The organism is Sphingomonas pseudosanguinis, from assembly GCF_014196255.1.
Lineage (GTDB): Bacteria > Pseudomonadota > Alphaproteobacteria > Sphingomonadales > Sphingomonadaceae > Sphingomonas > Sphingomonas pseudosanguinis.
The window spans coordinates 689,710-710,124 of record NZ_JACIDH010000001.1 but is presented as its reverse complement, the minus strand read 5'-3'; the positions used below and the strand labels follow the sequence as shown (position 1 = coordinate 710,124).

General features: G+C 66.8%; 17 protein-coding genes. 14 read left to right on the top strand and 3 right to left on the bottom strand.

What is annotated here, in order from left to right:
• The first annotated feature begins 143 nt into the window (after nt 1-143).
• The 13 genes from clpA (at nt 144) to GGR48_RS03235 (ending at nt 14,268) form a co-directional block, all read left to right on the top strand.
• A complete protein-coding gene (gene clpA, locus GGR48_RS03295) occupies nt 144-2,459 on the top strand; it encodes an ATP-dependent Clp protease ATP-binding subunit ClpA (RefSeq protein ID WP_183950443.1) in 2,316 nt (771 codons plus the stop codon).
• Nucleotides 2,460-2,700: 241 nt separating this feature from the next.
• Nucleotides 2,701-4,425: a diguanylate cyclase domain-containing protein gene (locus tag GGR48_RS03290; RefSeq protein ID WP_183950442.1), complete on the top strand. Its 1,725-nt coding sequence runs from the start codon at nt 2,701-2,703 to the stop codon at nt 4,423-4,425.
• A 24-nt stretch (nt 4,426-4,449) separates the two neighbouring features.
• On the top strand, nt 4,450-4,647 hold the full coding sequence (locus GGR48_RS03285; protein WP_183950640.1) for a hypothetical protein: 198 nt from the start codon (nt 4,450-4,452) through the stop codon (nt 4,645-4,647).
• Between the two features lie 70 nt (nt 4,648-4,717).
• Nucleotides 4,718-4,957, top strand: a complete 240-nt coding sequence (locus GGR48_RS03280) for an exodeoxyribonuclease VII small subunit (RefSeq protein ID WP_007406073.1) — start codon at nt 4,718-4,720, stop codon at nt 4,955-4,957.
• A gap of 17 nt (nt 4,958-4,974) precedes the next feature.
• The gene (locus tag GGR48_RS03275) at nt 4,975-5,862 is read left to right on the top strand and encodes a polyprenyl synthetase family protein (RefSeq protein ID WP_183950624.1); all 888 of its coding nucleotides are present in this window, start codon (nt 4,975-4,977) and stop codon (nt 5,860-5,862) included.
• Nucleotides 5,859-6,362 (top strand): pantetheine-phosphate adenylyltransferase, encoded by a 504-nt coding sequence (gene coaD / locus GGR48_RS03270; RefSeq protein ID WP_183950441.1) that lies wholly within the window; start codon nt 5,859-5,861, stop codon nt 6,360-6,362. Before GGR48_RS03275 ends, coaD begins: the two co-directional genes overlap by 4 nt.
• Before the next feature lie 226 nt (nt 6,363-6,588).
• Nucleotides 6,589-7,341 carry a peptidylprolyl isomerase gene (locus GGR48_RS03265; protein WP_183950440.1) on the top strand — a complete coding sequence of 251 codons (753 nt, stop codon included), beginning with the start codon at nt 6,589-6,591 and terminating at the stop codon, nt 7,339-7,341.
• Complete coding sequence (queA, locus tag GGR48_RS03260; RefSeq protein WP_183950439.1) at nt 7,338-8,375, top strand: tRNA preQ1(34) S-adenosylmethionine ribosyltransferase-isomerase QueA; 1,038 nt, start codon at nt 7,338-7,340, stop codon at nt 8,373-8,375. The genes GGR48_RS03265 and queA overlap by 4 nt, the downstream gene beginning before the upstream one ends.
• Nucleotides 8,372-8,881 carry an EF-hand domain-containing protein gene (locus GGR48_RS03255; protein WP_183950438.1) on the top strand — a complete coding sequence of 170 codons (510 nt, stop codon included), beginning with the start codon at nt 8,372-8,374 and terminating at the stop codon, nt 8,879-8,881. The genes queA and GGR48_RS03255 overlap by 4 nt, the downstream gene beginning before the upstream one ends.
• A complete protein-coding gene (gene tgt / locus GGR48_RS03250; RefSeq protein ID WP_183950437.1) occupies nt 8,878-10,008 on the top strand; it encodes a tRNA guanosine(34) transglycosylase Tgt in 1,131 nt (376 codons plus the stop codon). The genes GGR48_RS03255 and tgt overlap by 4 nt, the downstream gene beginning before the upstream one ends.
• A 23-nt stretch (nt 10,009-10,031) precedes the next feature.
• Complete coding sequence (locus GGR48_RS03245) at nt 10,032-10,244, top strand: hypothetical protein (RefSeq protein WP_183950436.1); 213 nt, start codon at nt 10,032-10,034, stop codon at nt 10,242-10,244.
• A gap of 25 nt (nt 10,245-10,269) precedes the next feature.
• On the top strand, nt 10,270-13,113 hold the full coding sequence (locus tag GGR48_RS03240; RefSeq protein WP_183950435.1) for a M16 family metallopeptidase: 2,844 nt from the start codon (nt 10,270-10,272) through the stop codon (nt 13,111-13,113).
• Nucleotides 13,114-13,272: 159 nt separating this feature from the next.
• Nucleotides 13,273-14,268 (top strand): cell wall hydrolase, encoded by a 996-nt coding sequence (locus GGR48_RS03235; RefSeq protein WP_183950434.1) that lies wholly within the window; start codon nt 13,273-13,275, stop codon nt 14,266-14,268.
• Nucleotides 14,269-14,272: 4 nt separating this feature from the next.
• Here the strand turns inward: GGR48_RS03235 and GGR48_RS03230 are convergent, their stop codons facing one another.
• The 3 genes from GGR48_RS03230 to uvrA form a co-directional block, all read right to left on the bottom strand.
• The gene (locus tag GGR48_RS03230; protein ID WP_240456172.1) at nt 14,273-14,596 is read right to left on the bottom strand and encodes a hypothetical protein; all 324 of its coding nucleotides are present in this window, start codon (nt 14,594-14,596) and stop codon (nt 14,273-14,275) included.
• 286 nt (nt 14,597-14,882) lie between these two features.
• The gene (locus tag GGR48_RS03225; RefSeq protein WP_183950433.1) at nt 14,883-15,290 is read right to left on the bottom strand and encodes a glycine zipper 2TM domain-containing protein; all 408 of its coding nucleotides are present in this window, start codon (nt 15,288-15,290) and stop codon (nt 14,883-14,885) included.
• Nucleotides 15,291-15,669: 379 nt separating this feature from the next.
• Nucleotides 15,670-18,570: an excinuclease ABC subunit UvrA gene (uvrA, locus tag GGR48_RS03220; protein ID WP_183950432.1), complete on the bottom strand. Its 2,901-nt coding sequence runs from the start codon at nt 18,568-18,570 to the stop codon at nt 15,670-15,672.
• Between the two features lie 149 nt (nt 18,571-18,719).
• Between uvrA and GGR48_RS03215 the strand changes: the two genes are divergently transcribed.
• Complete coding sequence (locus tag GGR48_RS03215; protein WP_183950431.1) at nt 18,720-20,225, top strand: S10 family serine carboxypeptidase-like protein; 1,506 nt, start codon at nt 18,720-18,722, stop codon at nt 20,223-20,225.
• Nucleotides 20,226-20,415: the final 190 nt, after the last annotated feature.

Below are 20,415 nucleotides of genomic sequence, written 5' to 3'. Positions count from 1 at the left end.
GCTTTTCACCCCGACAGTTTTTGTTTGCGCGATACGCTTTGTTCAGCGGCCGCGCGTTACACCAGCTTGATGCCGGGCCTCACCATCCCGACATTGGTCGAAACGAGGCGTCCGTCCGGGGCGTTTCGGAAGGAGTATCATAGATGCCATCTTTCGCCCCCGCGCTCGAGACCACGCTTCACAAGGCGCTGGAAGCCGCGACCGTGCGGCGCCACGAATATGCCACGCTGGAGCACCTCCTCCTCGCGCTGATCGACGACGAACACGCCTCCAAGGTGATGGAAGCGTGCCATGTCGACCTGGGCGAGCTGAAGGCGACGGTCGCCCAGTATCTCGATACCGAACTCGACGCGCTGAAGGTCGAGGCGGCGACCGACCCCTCCCCCACCAGCGGGTTCCAGCGCGTGGTTCAGCGCGCGATCCTGCACGTCCAGTCCTCGGGCCGCGACGAAGTGACCGGCGCGAATGTGCTGGTCGCGCTGTTCTCCGAACGGGAGTCCTACGCCGTCTATTTCCTGCAGCAGCAGGACATGAGCCGCCTGGATGCCGTCAGCTTCATCAGCCACGGCGTCGGCAAGGGCGGCGCGACGAGCGAATCGACCCCGCCCAAGGGCGTCGAGGAGGAAAAGCCCGCCAAGCCTAATGAGAAGGGCAAGGCCGAGAGCGCGCTCAAGCAGTTCACCGTCGACCTCAATGAAAAGGCCAAGCTCGGCAAGGTCGATCCGCTGATCGGTCGCGGGCCGGAAGTGGACCGCACCGTCCAGATCCTGTGCCGCCGGTCGAAGAACAACCCGCTCTATGTGGGTGATCCCGGCGTCGGCAAGACCGCGATCGCGGAAGGCCTGGCGCGCAAGATCGTCGAGGGCGACGTGCCCGAGGTCTTGCGTCAGGCCGTCATCTACTCGCTCGACATGGGCGCGCTGCTGGCCGGCACCCGCTATCGCGGCGATTTCGAAGAGCGGCTGAAGGCGGTCGTCAACGAGTTGGAGAAGCTGCCCCACGCGGTGCTCTTCATCGACGAGATCCACACCGTCATCGGCGCGGGCGCGACCAGCGGCGGGGCGATGGATGCGTCGAACCTGCTCAAGCCCGCGCTGTCGGGCGGCACGATCCGCTGCATCGGCTCGACCACCTATAAGGAGTTCCGCAACCACTTCGAAAAGGACCGCGCGCTGCTGCGTCGGTTCCAGAAGATCGACGTGAACGAGCCGACCATCGAGGATACGATCAAGATCCTCGCCGGCCTGCGCACCGCGTTCGAGGAGCATCATCAGGTCAAGTACACCCCTGATGCGATCAAGTCGGCGGTCGAGCTGTCGGCGCGCTACATCAACGACCGCAAGCTGCCCGACAAGGCGATCGACGTGATCGACGAAGTCGGCGCGATGCAGATGCTGGTGCCGGTCAGCAAGCGCAAGAAGACGATCACGCCCAAGGAGATCGAGGCCGTGATCGCCACCATGGCGCGCATCCCGCCCAAGAGCGTGTCGACCGACGACCGTCAGCAGCTGGAGACGCTGGAGACCGATCTCAAGCGCGTGGTGTTCGGTCAGAATGCCGCGATCGAGAATCTGTCCTCGGCAATCAAGCTGAGCCGGGCGGGCCTTCGCGATCCCGACAAGCCGATCGGCAACTATCTGTTCACCGGCCCCACCGGCGTCGGCAAGACAGAGGTCGCGCGTCAGCTGGCGACCATCCTGGGCATTCCGCTCCAGCGGTTCGACATGTCCGAATATATGGAGCGTCACTCGGTCAGCCGTCTGATCGGTGCCCCTCCGGGCTATGTCGGCTATGACCAGGGCGGGTTGCTGACCGATGCGGTCGACCAGAATCCGCATTCGGTGCTGCTGCTTGACGAGATCGAGAAGGCGCATCCCGATCTGTTCAACATCCTGTTGCAGGTGATGGACAATGGGAAGCTGACCGACCACCACGGCAAGACAGTCGATTTCCGCAACACGATCATCATCATGACGACCAATGCGGGCGCCGCTGACATGGCGCGCGAGACGGTCGGGTTCGGCAACCTCACCCGCGAGGGCGAGGATGAGCAGGCCGTGCAGAAGATGTTCACGCCGGAGTTCCGCAACCGCCTGGATGCGATCGTGCCCTTCGGTTACCTGCCGCCCGAAGTCGTGGCGCGGGTGGTGGACAAGTTCATCCTCCAGCTCGAACTCCAGCTGGCGGACCGTAACGTCCATATCAGCCTGGACGAGGCGGCGAAGAGCTGGCTCACCGAAAAGGGCTATGACCGCCTCTATGGTGCGCGTCCGATGGGCCGCCTGATCCAGGAGAAGATCAAGCAGCCGCTGGCCGAGGAACTGCTGTTCGGCAAGCTGGTCCATGGCGGCGAGGTGACGGTGAAGATGAAGGATGGCGCGCTGTCCTTCGCGATCGAACCGGCGGCGCCCAAGAAGCCGAAGAAGGGCGGCAAGCCCGCCTCGGTCGACGCCGGCTGATCATCCGGGACCGCAAGCAAGTGATCGGGGGCCGGGTAGCGATACCCGGCCCCTTTTATTGTCGAACCGCGCGCCGACAGTAATCGATGTTGGATCGGCCACTGGTGTTTGCTTGCGCCGACTGACGTCATGCGGTGTAAGCAAACTGTCATACGACTTCGGCTCGGCTGACGAGAGAGCAGCCGACAAAAATTTAACGCCATATTTACCATATTCTGCTATGCGCTTGCCAATGGGGGCGGTGAGATACGGAATTGGCGCGCTGATTCTGGCGATATTTGTCGCCTTGTTGCCGCTCGCCCCCGCGCGGGCCGACAAGGGCGATGTTCTGCGCGGCTGTATCCGCCCCATTCAACCCGGCGATACGCCGCACGCGCTTTTCCTTGCGCCGCAACGCTTCGACTGCGCGCATGATCAATCCGATTATGGCGCGGGCGATTTCTGGATCCTTTCCGATCCCCTGCCTGTCCTGCCCGGCGATCCGCGTGAGCGGTTGGCCGTCACCTTCGCCAGCACCTGGCAGGACGCGACGACGCTGCACATCCTCTATGCCGATGGCAGCATCCGCGACGTCGCCTATACCAGCGCGACCACCGCCCCCTATCTGCTGCTCGGCGCGGTCATCGCCGTGCCGTTGCCGCGCGCGACGACACGGCCGGTCCGCATCCTGTGGGAGGCGCATGGCGCGGCCAATATGCGCGGCGTGGTGCGCGGCGCGCATCTGGTCCACCATGCCGATGCGCTCGCGGTCGAATCGTCGCTCAGCCTGGTCTATGGCATCATCATGGGGCTGGTGGTCGGCCTGGCCGTCTATAATCTCGCGCTCTGGCCCGCGCTGCGCCAGCCCTTGCAGCCGGTCTATTGCATGCTGCTGTTCTTCATCACCGGCTATGCGCTGTGTTCGTCGGGACTGATCGGGCAATGGCTGCCCTGGCTCGACAATAACGAGCGCCATCGGTGGAATGCGATCATGCTCGGCGGCGTCGCGCTGACGCTGGTGATCTTCGCGCGCCATTTCTTCGAGCGAAAGGTGTTCGAGGGCTGGCTGGATCGCTGGGCGATCGTCACCTTCGTGCTGATCGCCATTCCCAACGCCGCCTTCGCGCTGCTCGCCCCCCGCTGGATACGCCCGCTCGATACCGCCGTCGTCATCGGCTTCCTCGTGCTGCTGGTGTTCCTGATCGCGGTGCTGGTCAGCGCGTGGCGGCGGCGCAGCAACTTCCTATGGGCCTTCGCCATTGCCTGGGGCACGCCGATCATCCTGGCGATGTTCCGCGTGCTGCATGCGCTGCACCTGATCCAGTGGCGCCCCTGGATCGACCAGTCGACGCTGTTGTCGATGGGGGCCGAGGCGCTGATCGCCAGCCTGGGCGTCGCCTATCGCATCTATCTGCTCAGCCGCGAGCGCGATCAGGCCCGCGCGCATGAGCGTGCCGCGCGCCGCCTGGCCGACACCGATCCGCTGACCGGGCTGTTCAACCGCCGCGCCCTGCTCGACCAGGCGGTGGGGCGCAGCGGTCCGCAGACGCTGATCCTGGCCGATATCGATCACTTCAAGCGGATCAACGACACGCTGGGCCATGACGAGGGCGACGAGGTGCTGCGCGGCTTCGCCCAGGCGCTGATCGACACGCTGCCGCCCGGTACGCTGGCGGCCCGCATCGGCGGCGAGGAATTCGCGCTGCTGGCCGATGCCGATCATGCCCCTGACGCGGAAGTCCTCCTGAAGCGGCTGCGCACGGCCACCTATCCGGCCGGATTGAAGGTGACCGCCAGCCTGGGGCTGTGCTCCGGCCTGCTGCAGGACGAGGAGGATTGGCGGCGCCTGTATCGCGAGGCGGATCAGGCGCTGTTCGCCGCCAAGAATGGCGGGCGCGACCGCGCCTGCTGGGCACCCGAACTGCATGTGCCGACCCCGCCTTTGCCGGTCATCGCCCCCCTTGTCCGCCACCACGCCACGCCGTAACGTCGCCGACGGGGGAGCGGGACGTTGGACAGACGGCGGATCACGATCGTGGCGATACTGGTGGCGGTGATCGCCATGGCGCAGCGTCATCCGACCGCCGACATCCGCCTGATCACCCATGACCTGACCGACCGGTCGCCGCGCCGGGTGCAAGCCGCGTTCGACCTGGGCGCCTTCGGCGTCTCGTTTCTCTACACCTGGACGGTCAGGCGCCTGCGATAGGCCGGGCTCCGCGCGATTTCCCCGCGCGACGCTGCTTGCGCGTGTCGCGGGGCTGCCCCATAGCGGCGTCATGGATACGCCCATCGAAGAACTGACGTTCGAGGACGCCCTCAAGGAACTGGAGAGGATCGTCGGCCGACTGGAAAGCGGCGAAGCGACGCTCGACGAATCGATCCGCCTCTACGAGCGCGGCGATCGTCTGCGCCAGCGCTGTGCCGAACGGCTCGACGCCGCCCAGGCCCGGATCGAGGCGATCCGCCTCGACGCCGAGGGCAAGGCCGCGGGCACCCGCCCCTTCCAGGCCGGTTGAGCGTGGCGACCACCGTCATGCCGAGCTTGCGCGACGCGCTCGACGACGTCGCGCAGGACATTGATCGCCGCTTTGCCGAGCTGCTCGCCGATCCCCGCGATCCGCGCGCCTCGCTCTATGCCGCCATGCGCCACGCCGCGATCGGCGGCGGCAAGCGGCTGCGCCCGCTGCTCGTCTTCGCGACCGCGCGGCTGTTCGATGTCGACCGCGACTGCGCCGGCTGGGTGGCGACCGCGCTGGAGGCGATCCACGTCTATTCGCTGATCCATGACGATCTGCCCGCGATGGACGATGACGATATGCGGCGCGGCAAGCCGACCGTGCACAAGGCGTTCGACGAGGCCACCGCGATCCTGGCGGGAGACTGCCTCCATGCGCTCGCCTTCGAGATTTTGGCCGATCCGTCGACCCATCCCGATCCCTTCGTCCGGTCCGAGCTGATCCTCGACCTGGCGCGCGCTTCCGGCCCCAGCGGCATGGCGGGCGGCCAGATGATGGACCTGGAGGCCGAGCGGCAGGTGTTCGACCTGCCCACCGTCACCCGGCTCCAGCAGATGAAGACCGGCGCGCTGATCTGCGCGGCGGTCGAGGCGGGCGCGATCCTGGGCCGCGTGCCGCCCGAGGGGCGCACCCATTTGCGCGGCTATGCGCATGATCTGGGCCTCGCCTTCCAGATCGCCGACGATCTGCTCGATGCCGAGGGTGACGAGGCGACGGCGGGCAAGAAGCTGCGCAAGGACGAGGATGCCGGCAAGGCGACCTTCCTCAGCCTGCTGGGGGTCGAGCGCGCGCGCGAACAATGCCGGATGCTGGTCGACCAGGCGATTGCGCACCTGCGCGATTACGGCCCCGAGGCCGATCTGCTGCGCGCCATCGCGGCTTACGTCGTGGAGCGCGACCGGTGACCCGGATCGGCGTCTATCCCGGCACCTTCGATCCCGTGACGCTCGGCCATATGGACATCATCCGGCGCGGCGCGAAGCTGGTCGACCGGCTGGTGATCGGCGTCACGACGAACCCGTCCAAGTCGCCGATGTTCACGCTCGACGAGCGCATGGCGATGGTCCGGCGCGAGGTCGCCGGTGTCGCGGGCGAAATCCATGTCGTCGCCTTCGATTCGCTGCTGATGGATTTCGCCGAGCGCGAGGGCGCGAAGGTGATCGTTCGCGGCCTGCGCGCCGTCGCCGATTTTGAGTACGAATATCAGATGGCGGGCATGAACCAGCAGATCAATCCGCGTGTCGAAACCGTCTTCCTGATGGCCGATGTCGCGCTGCAGCCGATCGCCAGCCGCCTGGTCAAGGAAATCGCCGTGTATGGCGGCAACATCGCCAAGTTTGTGACCCCGGCGGTGTGCGAGGACGTGGTCGCGCGCGTCGAGAAGATCGGCCGCAAGGGATCGTGACCCTCTATTCCTCCCCTGAAAGGGGAGGGGGACCAGCGAAGCTGGTGGAGGGGTGTCCCCGGTCGTGATGGAGTTGCCAGACAACCACGGGCGACACCCCTCCGTCAGGCCTTCGGCCTGCCACCTCCCCTTCCAGGGGAGGAATTGGGGATCGAAGGTTCAGTTTGGCGCAAGGCGGGATTTGCTCTACAGCGCCCTCGTTCCTTTCCTTGTCGATAGAGATGTGATGCGCGTTCTCGCCGCTCTTGCCATGATGATGGCCAGCCTGGTTGCCGTTCCGGCGCAGGCGCAATCCAAGATTCAGACGCCGGCCAAGGTCGCGCAGGTGCTGGAGGACAATGTCACCGGTCGCCCGACCCCGCCGCCGATCACCGACAAGGACAATCTCTGGCTGCTCGACCTGTCGACCGGCGGGCGCGTGACGATCTGGCTGCGCCCCGATGTCGCGCCCAAGATGGTCGAGCGGATCAAGACGCTGACGCGGCGCCATTTCTATGACGGCCTGGCCTTTCACCGCGTGATCGACGGCTTCATGGCGCAGGGCGGCGATCCCAAGGGCGACGGCACCGGCGGATCGGACCTCCCCAATGTCGAGGCCGAGTTCAACTATCTGCCGCATGTGCGCGGATCGGTGGCGGCGGCGCGTGCGGACGATCCGAACAGCGCCAACAGCCAGTTCTACATCGTCTTCCAGCCGCGCTTCGCGCTCGACAAGAAGTACACGGTGTTCGGCCGCGTGCTCGACGGTATGCAATATGTCGATGCGATCGAGCGGGGCGAGCCGCCCGCGAACCCCAGCCGGATCGTTCATGCCTATATCGCGGCGGACAATCCCCCGGCCTATGTGCCCCTCGCGCCCGCGCCTGCCCCAAGCCTGGGCGCGCCCGTGACCCTGCCCGGCGCCGCGCCCGCCACCCCCGTACGCCGCCCCGCCGCCAAGGCGGCACCGGCCAAGAAGGCGGCAACGGCCACCAAGTGAACGTAGATCTCTTCGACTTCGCGCTGCCGCCCGAGCGGATCGCGCTCTATCCGGCATCGCCGCGCGACTCGGCGCGGATGCTGGTCCTCGACGGTGACGCCACCCGTGACGAGCGGGTGAGCGCCCTGCCCGCCGCGCTGCGCCCCGGCGATCTGCTGGTCTTCAACGACACGCGCGTGATCCCCGCCCAGTTGCAGGGCACGCGCGGCGACGCCAAGATCGGCGCGACGCTGCACAAGCGCGAGGGCACCCGCCGCTGGCGCGCCTTCATCCGCAACGCCAAGCGCCTGCGCGAAGGCGACGTCATCGACTTCGGCGCGGGCGTCAACGCGACCGCCAATGACCGCGCAGAGGATGGCAGCTTCGCGCTGGACTTCGCCGGCGACGAGCCGGTCGAACTGCTGCTGGAACGCGCCGGCACCATGCCGCTGCCGCCCTATATCGCGCAGAAGCGTGGCGTGACCGAGAAGGACGCCGACGACTATCAGACGATGTTCGCCAACGAACCGGGCGCGGTCGCCGCGCCCACGGCGGCGCTGCACTTCACGCCCGGCTTGCTGGAATCGCTGGCGGCGGCGGGGATCGAGCATGCCACGCTGACGCTGCATGTCGGCGCGGGCACCTTCCTGCCGGTCAAGGCCGAGGATACGGTCGACCACAAGATGCACGCCGAATGGGGCCGCATCGACGCCGCCACCGCCGACCGGCTGAACGCGGTGAAGGCACGCGGCGGCCGGGTGATCGCGGTCGGCACCACCTCGCTGCGCCTGATCGAGAGCGCGGCCGGAGAAGACGGCGTGATCCGTCCGTTCGAAGGCGACACCGCGATCTTCATCACGCCGGGCTATCGTTTTCGCGGCATCGACGGGCTGATGACCAATTTCCATCTGCCGCGCTCGACGCTGTTCATGCTGGTCTCCGCGCTGATGGGGCTGGAGCGGATGCAGTCGGCCTATGCCCATGCGATCGGACACGACTATCGCTTCTACTCCTATGGCGACGCCTCGCTGCTGTTGCCGGGGCGGTCCTCGTGATCCTGCTGGCGCTGCTGCTCCAGGCGGCGACGCCGGGGGCGAACGAAACGGTGACCGTCACCGCGCCGCCCAAGCCCTTTGCGCAGACGCCCGCCACCATGGTGGTCGAGCCGGTGGCGATGATGATCGCGACGCTCGACGCCGATGGCGACGGCAAGACCAGCCGCGAGGAGATGGAGGCGGGCGTGAAGCGCTCGTTCGACGCGATCGATACCGCGCACGCCGGTTCGCTCGGCTATCTCCAGTTCGCCGACTGGGCCGAGCGCTGGCTGGGCGACCGCAACGCGCTGCCCAGCCCGTTCGATGTCGATAAGGACAATGACAACCGCATCACCCTGCTCGAATTGCAGGCGCATTTCTCGCGGCTCTTCTCCCGCTTCGATCGCGACCGTGACGGCGCGATCAGCCGGGCCGAAGCGCTGACCATCCGTACCACCGCCGTCGACGCCAATGGCCCGACCGGCCCGCTCCGCCCCAAGGGCGAGCGCCCCAGAGACAGAAAATGACCGCCCGCTTTTCGTTCGACATCCACGCCACCGACGGCCGCGCCCGCACCGGCACCATCACCATGAAGCGGGGCGAGATCCGCACCCCCGCCTTCATGCCCGTCGGCACCGCCGCCACCGTCAAGGCGATGAAGCCCGGCGACGTACGCGCGAGCGGTGCGGACATCATCCTCGGCAACACCTATCACCTGATGCTGCGCCCCGGTGCGGAGCGGGTGAACCGACTGGGCGGCCTGCACGGTTTCATGGGCTGGGACCGGCCGATCCTGACCGACTCGGGCGGTTATCAGGTGATGAGCCTGGCTGAGCTGACCAAGCGGTCCGAGGACGGCGTGGCGTTCAAGAGCCACTTGGACGGCACGCGCCATCTGCTCAGCCCCGAACGCTCGATCGAGATCCAGCGGCTGCTGGGCTCGAACATCGTCATGGCGTTCGACGAACTGGTCCCGACCACCTCGACCCGCGAGGTACAGGCCAGCGCGATGGAACGCTCGATGCGGTGGGCCAAGCGCAGCCGCGATGCCTTCGACGCGGGCGGCCAGCATGCCGAGGACAATGCGATCTTCGGTATCCAGCAGGGCGCGCTGGACGAGGGGTTCCGCAAGAGCTCGGCCGACGCGCTGATCGACATCGGCTTCGACGGCTATGCGATCGGCGGCCTCGCGGTCGGCGAGGGGCAGGAGGCGATGTTCGGCTGCCTCGACTTCGCGCCGGGCCAGTTGCCGGTGGAAAAGCCGCGCTATCTGATGGGCGTGGGCAAGCCGACCGACATCGTCGGCGCGGTCGAGCGCGGGGTCGACATGTTCGACTGCGTACTACCGACCCGCTCAGGCCGCACGGGGCAGGCCTTTACGCGCCAGGGCCCGATCAACATCCGCAACGCGCGCTTCGCCGAGGATCAGGGGCCGCTCGACCCCGCCTGTGGCTGCCCGGTCTGTACGACCTGGAGCCGCGCCTATCTGCACCATCTGGTCCGCGCAGGCGAAATCCTGGGCGCGATGCTGATGACCGAGCATAATATCTGGTTCTACCAGCAGATGATGGCCGATCTGCGCGCCGCGATCGCCGAAGGGCGCCTCACGGCCTTTGCGGACGACTTCCGGGCGCGCTACGCTGCCGGCCAGTAATCCGGGGATAGTAGGAGAGTAACATGACCGATCACACCGAAGACGCCCCCAACGAGATCCTCGCCGCTGCCAAGGAGGCCAAGGACCACGCCGTCGCCGCCGCCGAAGCGACCGCCGCCTCGGTAAAGGACAAGACGCGCAACTGGCCGATGGGCAAGATCGGGCTGGGCGTCGGCATCGGTTCGGCCGCGATCGCCGCCGCCGTGCTGTACGGCACGCGCAACAAGTCCAAGTAATCCGCAAACCATAAAGAGGGTCTTCATGCGCCTTTTCCGTGCCGCGCTCCTGCTCGGCGTCGCCGCCCTTCCCACTCTGGCCGGGGCGCAGAGTGCTCCGCCGCAAACGGCCACGGGAGCACGCACGGAAAGCGTGAAGCCGATCGACTTCAGCACGCGCACCCTGCCCAATGGCTTGCGCGTCTATGCCATTCGCGACACGACGACGCCCAACGTCTCTGTCCAGGTCTGGTATGATGTCGGGTCGAAGGACGATCCCAAGGGCCGCTCGGGCTTCGCGCACATGTTCGAGCATCTGATGTTCAAGGCGACGAGGAACCTCGTCCCCGAACAGATGGATCGCCTGACCGAGGATGTCGGCGGCTATAACAACGCCTCCACCGCCGACGACTATACCAATTATTACGAGGTGGTGCCCGCCAACCACCTGCAGCGCCTGCTGTTCGCGGAAGCCGACCGCATGGCCGCGCTGGTCGTCGAGCCCAAGAGCTTCGCCAGCGAACGCGACGTAGTGAAGGAGGAACTGCGCCAGCGCACCCTCGCCCAGCCCTATGGCAAGCTGTTCTCCATCTACTATCCCAAGCTCGCCTATTCGGTGCATCCCTATGCGCGGCCGGGCATCGGCAGCCTAGAGGAACTGGAATCGGCCGGCATCGACGATGTCCGCGCCTTCCACGCCACCTATTACCGCCCCGACAATGCGGTGCTGGTCGTATCGGGCAATTTCGACCCTGCGCAGCTGGACCGCTGGGTCGACGAATATTTCGCGAACATCAAGCGCCCCTCGGCGCCCATCCCGCGCGTGACGGTGCAGGAGCCGGCCCGCACGGCCGCGGTGTCGCGCACCGTCTATGAGGCGAATACGCCGCTGCCGGCGGTCCTCATCAGCTATCACGTACCCCCTGAGCGCAGCGCGGACACGCCCGCGCTGATGGTGCTGAACGCCATTCTGTCGGCGGGCGAAAGCTCGCGCCTGTACGAGAGCCTCGTCTACCGCGACCAGCTGGCGCAGTCGGCCTCGACCTTCCTCGACACCAAGCAGTCGACCGGCAATTTCGTCGCCTATGCGATGCTGGCCAGCGGCAAGACGGCGGCCGAGGGCGAAGCGGCGCTGAAGCGCGAGATCGCGCGCGTGCGCGATACGGCCGTCTCCCCCGCCGAACTGGCCGAGGCGAAGAACGAGCTGCTCACCTCCGCGCTCAAGCAGCGCGAGACGGCGGAGGGCAAGGCCAGCCTGATCGCCAACAGCGTGATCGTGAACGGCGATCCCACCGCCGCCGATCGCCAGATCGCCGCGATCCAGACCGTCACCGCCGCCGATGTGCAGCGGGTGGCGCGCGAATATCTCAAGGACCAGCAGAGCGCGACGATCCGCTACCTGCCGGCCGAGGGCAAGCCCGCCGGCACCACCGACACGCCGATCGCCATCGCGCCGACGGTGCAGGTCGCCGCGCTCACCCCGCCCGCCAATATCGCAGTGGTGACGCCCGCGCCCGAGGGACAGCGCATCCTGCCCCCCGCCCCCGGCGCGCCGATCGCGCCCACTTTGCCGCAGCCGGTCGTCGCCACCCTGTCCAACGGCATCCGCGTCGTGACGGTCGAGCGGCACGACCTACCGCTCGTCACCGCCTCGCTGGTGGCGCTGGGCGGGTCCGCGACCGATCCGGCGGGCAAGGCGGGTGCCAGCAGCCTGGCCGCCGACCTGATGACCAAGGGCACGCAGACCCGCTCGGCGACCGAGATCGCGCGCGCGGTCGAAAGCCTGGGCGGCTCGATCGAGAGCAGCGCGTCGGATGACGGCGCCAGCATCGACCTGACCGTGCCCTCGGCGCAGGTGGATACCGCGATGACCATCCTGGCCGATGTCGCCACCCGCCCGACCTTCGCCCCCGCTGAGATCGAGCGCGCGCGCAGCCAGACGATCGACGGGCTGAACGTCGCGATGAAGAACCCCGCACAGCTGTCGGGCATGGTCGCCGACCGCGTCGTGTACGGCACCCGTGCCTATGGTCAGGTCAGCACGCCGACCTCACTGAAGGGGCTGACCCGCGCCGACCTGACCGCCGCCTATGCGCGCAGCTGGAAGCCCGGTCAGGCGACCCTGTTGCTGGTGGGTGACGTGACGCCGGCCCAGGCGCGGTTGCTGGCGGAAAAGCACCTTGGCCAGTGGCGCGCCGCCGGCGCGGCAACGGCCGCGACGTCGGCTGAGCCCGCCTTCCCCGCCCCGCGCGTCATCGTCGTCGACATGCCCGATGCCGGACAGGCCGGCGTCGTCGTCGCACGTCCCGGCATCCGTCGCGCCGACGAGCGCTATTATCCGCTGGCGGTCGCCAATACGGTGCTGGGCGGCGGCTTCTCTTCGCGGCTGAACCAGGAAATCCGTATCAAGCGCGGCCTGGCGTACGGCGCGGGTAGCTCGGTGCTGGCAGGTCGCGATGTCGGCCTGATCTCCGCACGGACCCAGACCAAGAACCCCTCCGCCGCCGAGGTGGTCGGGCTGATCGACGCCGAGATGCGCCGGCTGGGCACCGCGCCGGTGGCGCCAGCCGAGCTGGAGACGCGCCAGGCGGTGCTGATCGGCAATTTCGGCCGCACGATCGAAACCACCGACGGCGTGGCGAGCATCCTGGCGGGCTATACGCTGCAGGGCGTGCCGCTCGACGAGCTGAGCCGCTATATCCCGCGCGTCCAGGCGGTCGACCCGGCGGCGGTCCAGACGAACGCCGCGGCGCTGCTCGATCCCAAGGCGGCGAGCGTGATCGTGGTGGGCGACGCCAAGCAGTTCCTGCCCGCGCTCCGCCAGGCGCATCCGGAGGTCGAGGTGATCCCGGCGGGCCAGATCAATCTGGACTCGCCGAAGCTGCGCTGATCTCCCGATGACTCCATGCCCGGTTTCGATCGGGCACGGGGCATGCGCGGCCGCATGACGCGAATTCCTTAACCCTCTCTCCCCTATCGCTTTTGCGGCGAAAGGATCGATCGGAAGGGCGATAGCGCGTTGCGGGTGGCGAGGCGGACGATAAGGCGGATGATCCAGGCCTGGCTAATCCTGCTGGGCCTGATGCTGCTCGTCGGTGTCATCGCCGTCATGCGATCAGGGCGGCCGGGCGACGATCGCGCGACGGCCGTCAGCGCCGTATCATCGCCCGGCGCCATGCCCACACCGGGTAGCGACGTCCTGCCCGCCTCGGACGGCAGCACGGGAACGGTCGCCCTCCCCGCCCTGCCGATCCCGCCCGGTGCGGCCGGCACCGACGCGACGGTCGTCGCCGCCAAGCCCTTTCGCTGGGGCGCCTCCGCCGCGATCGACCGTGCCCGTGCAATGCAGTGCCTGACCGCCGCCATCTATTATGAAGCCGGTGGCGAGAGCGTCGACGGGCAGCGTGCGGTGGCGCAGGTGGTGCTGAACCGCGTTCGTCATCCCGCCTTCCCGGCCAGCGTCTGCGGCGTCGTCTATCAGGGCGTCGAGCGCGCGCATTGCCAGTTCAGCTTCGTCTGCGACGGCGCGTTGTCGCGCACCCCTGCGACCGGCGGCTGGGCGCGCGCCGCGCAGATCGCCGCTGCCGCGCTTGCCGGCGGGGTCTATGCGCCGGTGGGTCTGGCCACCCATTACCACACCTTTGCGGTCACTCCGGCCTGGAACCGGGCGATGGTGATGACCGACATGGTCGGCGCGCATCTGTTTCATCGGTGGAAGGGCTATTGGGGGACCGCCGCCGCCATGGGGCGTGGCTATACCGGTGGCGAGGTGATCCCGACCGCACCATCGACCAGAGAGGTCGTGGCAGCCGATCTGCCCGCCGCACTGCCGACCCCGGTAGTTCCTACGCCGGCCGCCACGCCACCAGTCGCAACGGCACGCGTCGCACCGACTTCACCGCCGACCGCGCCAACCAGCGGCGCCATCATCAGCGACCGCCTGGCCCGGTCGGGGGAGATTCTCGACAAGTGGAAGGACAGCGGCCGCCCCCTCACCCCCGCCGAGGCACCGCGCCCGACGGGTTCGGGCGCGGCACCACGCTGACCGATCAGCGGCGATAGTTGCGGTCGTTCTTCTCGAAACGGACCTGACGGCTCAGTATGTCATAGCGGCGGTCGAGATCGCGACGCTCCGAGACGGACAGCCCGCCGCCCGAACGGCGATAGCGATATTCGAGCTGGTTCAGCTGGCGCAGTTCGCCACGCAGGCGAACCGCCTCGCGCCGGTTGAGCGCGCCCGAGCGAATGCCCTGATCGATCCGGCGGTCCAACTGCACCTGACGCTGCGCGATCGGCGTCCAGCGCTGCGCCTCGGCGATCGTCGGAACCGCGATGGTGGCAACGCCCAGCGTCGCAAGGATCATGGCTTTCATCATGTTACTCCCATAGCAAACGGGCGAATACTGGCCCGCTTCGCAATATGGGAACGGCCATTCGCAAAGCTGTGACGAGGGACCGGCAAAACTGTCACCAATTGTCGCAGGTCGGCGCGGTTCGTTCATCTTTGCGGCGGCAGTTCGCGTAGCCACGCAAGGCCTATGAATTGCACGTTTAGAGCGGGCCGGCCGGCTCTTCATGCGAATGCGAAAAGGCCGGCCAGCCCCATCCGAAACGGCGGAGACTGGTCGGCCCTTCACGACCGATGGTCGGATCAGTCGATCAACGGCAGCGGACGTTGTTCCGCTCGATCGAACGGCCCGCCAGCGCGCCGCCGGCCGCGCCGAGCAGCGTACCCAGCGTCTGCGAACCGCCCGAGGTGATCGCCGCGCCCAGCGCACCGCCCGCGATGCCGCCGACGATCAGGCCGGTGGTGCCGTCGTTGCGGCGGCAATAATAGCGGCCGTCCTGACCGACATAGACGCGGTCGTTCGCACCCAGACGGCGCTCGCGGTAACGCGCATTGTCGACATAATAGCGGTCGGCATAATAGCCGCCATAAGCGGGATCGGGCCGGTCATAGTCATAGGCGTAGCGGGGACCGCCAAAGCCGCCCAGGCCACCACCATAGGTCGAGCAACCGGAAACGAGAGTCGCGGCCGCAACCAGGCCGAGTGTCAGTGCACGCATCACATCCTCTCTCATGGGTGATGCCGGTGGAAGCGCGCGGCGTGGGGAAAGGTTGCGATATGTTAAGTGGGTTTTGTGTGAGGGAGCTTGCTGGTTCGGGAGCAAAGGCGGAGCGTGCACTTCGACTTCGCTCAGTGCGAACGGGGGTGGGGTTGTCTGGTAACCAACCTCCGTCCTTTACGACGGACCGCAGGCCCATCCCCCTGCCCCGTTCAGCCTGAGCGAAGTCGAAGGCCACGGGACCAGGTCCTCCCCGGCACGCCGAGTTGGCGGCGCAAAGCGCTGACGGAGGGGGAGCGCCACATAAGGCATCCCTGTCGGCAAGCCCCCCTCGACCACCGCTGGGCGGCGGTCCCCCTCCCCGTGCCGGGGAGGATCGTTACTCCGCCGCCTGCGCCTGCCGCTTGTCGAGCAGCGGCTTCAGATACTTGCCGGTGAAGCTGCGCGGTTCGGCGGCGACCACTTCGGGCGTGCCGACCGCGACGATCTCGCCGCCCTTCACGCCGCCCTCAGGACCGAGGTCGACGATCCAGTCGGCGGTCTTGATGACGTCGAGATTATGCTCGATCACCACCACCGTATTGCCCTGTTCGACCAGCGCATGGAGCACTTCGAGCAGCTTGCGCACATCCTCGAAGTGAAGCCCCGTGGTCGGTTCGTCGAGGATGTAGAGCGTGTTGCCCGTCGCGCGACGCGACAATTCCTTGGCCAGCTTCACCCGCTGCGCCTCGCCGCCCGACAGGGTCGTCGCTTGCTGACCGACCTTGACGTAACCGAGCCCTACCTCGACCAACATCGCCATCTTGTCGCGGATCGGCGGCACCGCCTGGAAGAATTCGGCGGCGTCCTCGACCGTCATGTCGAGCACATCGGCGATCGAGTGCCCCTTGAACTTCACCTCCAGCGTCTCGCGATTATAGCGCGCGCCGTGGCAGACGTCGCAGGTGACGTAGACATCCGGAAGGAAGTGCATCTCGATCTTGAGCACGCCGTCGCCCTGGCACGCCTCGCACCGGCCGCCCTTGACGTTGAAGCTGAACCGGCCCGGCTTGTAGCCGCGCGCCTGCGCCTCGGGCAGCCCGGCGAACCAGTCGCGAATCTGGGTGAAGGCGCCGGTATAGGTCGCCGGGTTCGAGCGCGGGGTGCGGCCGATCGGCGACTGGTCGATGTCGATCACCTTGTCGAGATGGTCGAGCCCGGTGATCTTCTCATGCTTGCCCGCCAGAATGCGCGCACCGTTCAGCGACCGCGCGGCGGCGGCGTAAAGGGTGTCGATGGTGAAGCTCGACTTGCCCGATCCCGACACGCCGGTGATGCAGGTGAAGGTGCCGAGCGGAATGCTCGCGGTCACGCCCTGCAGGTTGTTGGCGGTCGCCTTGTGGACGGTCAGCTTCTTGCCCGACCCCTTGCGGCGCTTCGCGGGCACGGCGACCTCGCGCGTGCCGTTCAGATAATCGGCGGTGACGCTGGTCTTGGACTTCAGCAGTTGCTTCAGCGTGCCGTGCGCGACGATCTGCCCGCCATGCACGCCCGCCCCCGGCCCCATGTCGATGACATAGTCGGCGGTGCGGATCGCATCCTCGTCATGCTCGACCACCAGCACGGTGTTGCCCAGGTCGCGCAAACGCCGCAGCGTCGCGAGCAGCATGTCGTTGTCGCGTTGGTGCAAGCCAATCGATGGTTCGTCGAGCACATAGAGCACGCCCGACAGGCCCGACCCGATCTGCGACGCCAGCCGAATCCGCTGGCTCTCACCGCCCGACAGCGTGCCGCTGGTCCGGTCGAGATTTAGGTAATCGAGCCCGACATTGTTGAGGAAGCCCAGCCGCTCGATGATCTCCTTCAGGATCGGCTGCGCGATGGCGCGCTGCTGGTCGGTCAGGTGTTCGGGGAGCCCCGTGAAGAAGGCCAGCGCATCGACCACCGACAAATGGGTGGCGTAGGAGATGTCCTGCATGGCGATCTTCACCGCCAGCGCCTCGGGCTTCAACCGCGCACCGTGGCAGACTTCGCAGGGCTGCGACGACTGGTAGTTGGACAGTTCCTCGCGCATCCAGGCGCTCTCGGTCTGGAGCATCCGGCGGTTGAGATTGCCGATCACGCCCTCGAACGGCTTCTTCACGTCGTACGACTTCTTGCCGTCGACGAAGGTCAGCGTGACCGCCTTGCCCTTCGTCCCGTGCAGGATCGCCTCGCGGACCTTCTCCTCCAGATCCTTCCACGGCGTCTCCAGCGAGAAGCCGAACTCGCGCGCCAGGCTGCCCAGCACCTGCATATAATAGGGGCTGGGCGGGTTGGACTTGGCCCAGGGCACGACCGCACCCTTCTTGATCGACAGTTCGTGATTGGGGACAACCAAGTCTTCGTCAAAGATCAGCTTTTCGCCCAGCCCGTCACAGGCCGGGCAGGCGCCTTGCGGCGCGTTGAACGAGAACAGGCGCGGCTCGATCTCGGAAATGGTGAAGCCGGAGATCGGGCAAGCGAACTTCTCGGAGAAGACGATGCGGCCATCAGGCGCGTTGTTGCCCAGCACGGCGGATTTGGGCGTTGCGGGCTCGACCGGATCGGCGGGGTCGACATAGGCCAACCCGTCCGCCAGCTTCAACGCGGTCTCGAAACTGTCGGCCAGACGCGTCGCGATATCCTCGCGCACGACCAGACGGTCGACGACCACCTCGATGTCGTGCTTGAACTTCTTGTCGAGCGCGGGGGCCTCGTCGATCTCGTAGAGCTGGCCGTCGATGCGGACGCGGGTGAAGCCGGCCTTCTGCCACTCGGCCATTTCCTTACGATATTCGCCCTTGCGGCCGCGCACGACGGGGGCGAGCAGATAGAGGCGCGTGCCCTCCGGCAGCGTCATCACCCGGTCGACCATCTGGCTGACCGTCTGCGCCGCGATCGGCTCGCCGGTGGCGGGGCTATAGGGGATGCCGACGCGCGCCCAGAGCAGGCGCATATAGTCATAGATTTCGGTGACGGTCGCCACGGTCGAGCGCGGATTGCGGCTGGTCGTCTTCTGTTCGATCGAGATGGCGGGCGACAGCCCCTCGATATGGTCGACATCGGGCTTCTGCATCATCTCCAGAAACTGGCGCGCATAGGCCGACAGCGACTCGACATAACGCCGCTGCCCCTCGGCATAGATGGTGTCGAAGGCCAGCGAAGACTTGCCCGACCCCGACAGGCCGGTGATCACCGTCAGCGTGTCACGGGGAATGTCGATGTCGACATCCTTGAGATTATGCTCGCGCGCGCCGCGGACGGAAATCTTGGTCAGCATGGGGCAGGTTCTACTTCTGTTCCGGGAGGAATGCCAGAGACGAGATAGGAAGCGGCGGTCCGGGTTTCGAGGGGGCGGGGTTGCGGGAACGCGCGGACTGGGCGCATGATCCCGGCCGAGCGAATGTCCGTGGGGGAGTATTTCCGAACGTGCCGAAAATCCTGCATCTGTCCGCGCTGCTGCTGATCGCCGCCGGCGCGACGCCCGCCGTCGCGCAAAAGGCCGAGAAGACCGAAACCAAGACGACCACCGAGACCAAGGACGACGACAGCAAGCGCCCGCCGCTGCCCGCCGACAAGACGATCACCCAGACCGCGCGGATCGGCGGCAAGCTGGTCAGCTACAAGGCCACCGTGGGCAAGATCGCGGTGCGCGACGACAAGGGCAAGGAGATCGGGCAGGTCGTCTATACCGCCTATACCGTGCCCGGCGGCGATGTCCGCCGCCCCGTCACCTTCGCCTTCAACGGCGGGCCGGGGGCGGCCTCGGTCTATCTCAACATGGGCGCGGTCGGGCCGAAGCGGGTCCAGTTCGGCGCGCAGGGCGATGCCCCCTCCGACTCGCCGGTCACGACCGACAATGCCAATAGCTGGCTGGACTTCACCGATCTGGTCTTCATCGATCCGATCGGCACCGGTTTCAGCCGCAGCCTGGTCGATGAGGGCGAGACGAAAAAGGCTTTCTACGCCAACGACCCGGACATCAAGTATCTGTCCAAGACCGTCTATGACTGGCTGGTCAAGGAAGGGCGGCTGCGCTCACCCAAATACATCATGGGCGAAAGCTATGGCGGCTATCGCGCGCCGCGCATCGCCTATGAGCTTCAGTCGCAGATCGGCGTCGGCGTCAACGGCATCGTGATGGTGTCGCCCTATCTCGACCCGGCCTCGGGCGACGATGCCACCGCGCTGTCGCCCTTGCCGTGGATGATCGACCTGCCCTCGATGGCCGCCGCGCAACTGGAGCGTCAGGGCAAGCTGACGCCGGAAGCCATGGCGGGGGTCGAGGCCTATGCCCGCGGCGATTACTTACGCGACCTGATGCGTGGCCGGTCCGACACCCAGGCGGTCGACCGGATGGTGACGCGCGTCACCGAGCTGACCGGGCTCGACCCCGCCCTCGTTCGCAAGCTGGGCGGGCGGATCGACACGCGGACCTATTTGCGCGAGATTCACCGCAATGACGCGACGATCGGCAGCATCTACGACTCCAACGTCACCGCCTTCGACCCCTTCCCCTGGTCGTCGCAGCAGAAATCGAACGACCCGCTGCTCGACTCGCTGATCGCGCCGACGACCAGCGCGATGGTCGATTTCGTGACGCGCGAAGTGGGTTGGAAGACCGATGCCCGCTATCACGCGCTGTCCTATGAGGTGAACGCCGCCTGGGATCGCGGCCGGCCCGAGGACACGCCCGTTACCGACCTGCGCAAGGCGATCGCCAACGATCCGAAGATGAAGGTGATGATCGTGCATGGCTGGGACGATCTGTCCTGCCCGTACTTCGCGTCGCGGCTGATCGTCGACCAGATGCCGAGCTACGGCGTGGCGCAGCGGGTGACGCTGAACGTCTATCCGGGCGGGCATATGTTCTACAGCCGGTCGGACAGCGGGGCCGCGTTCCGCCGGGATGCGATGGCGATGTATGGGGGGTGAGCCTCCAAATCATTACCCGACAATATCCCGCCGCCGTTCACGCTGAGCGAAGTCGAAGCGTACGCTTTGCCGGTTCGTGCTTGGCCCGGTGATTCCCTTGGCCTTCGACTTAGCTCAGGCTGAACGGAGCGCGCGGCGATGCATAAAAAGATCCGTTTCGGACATCCGAAACGGCCCGGCATTTGCTCGC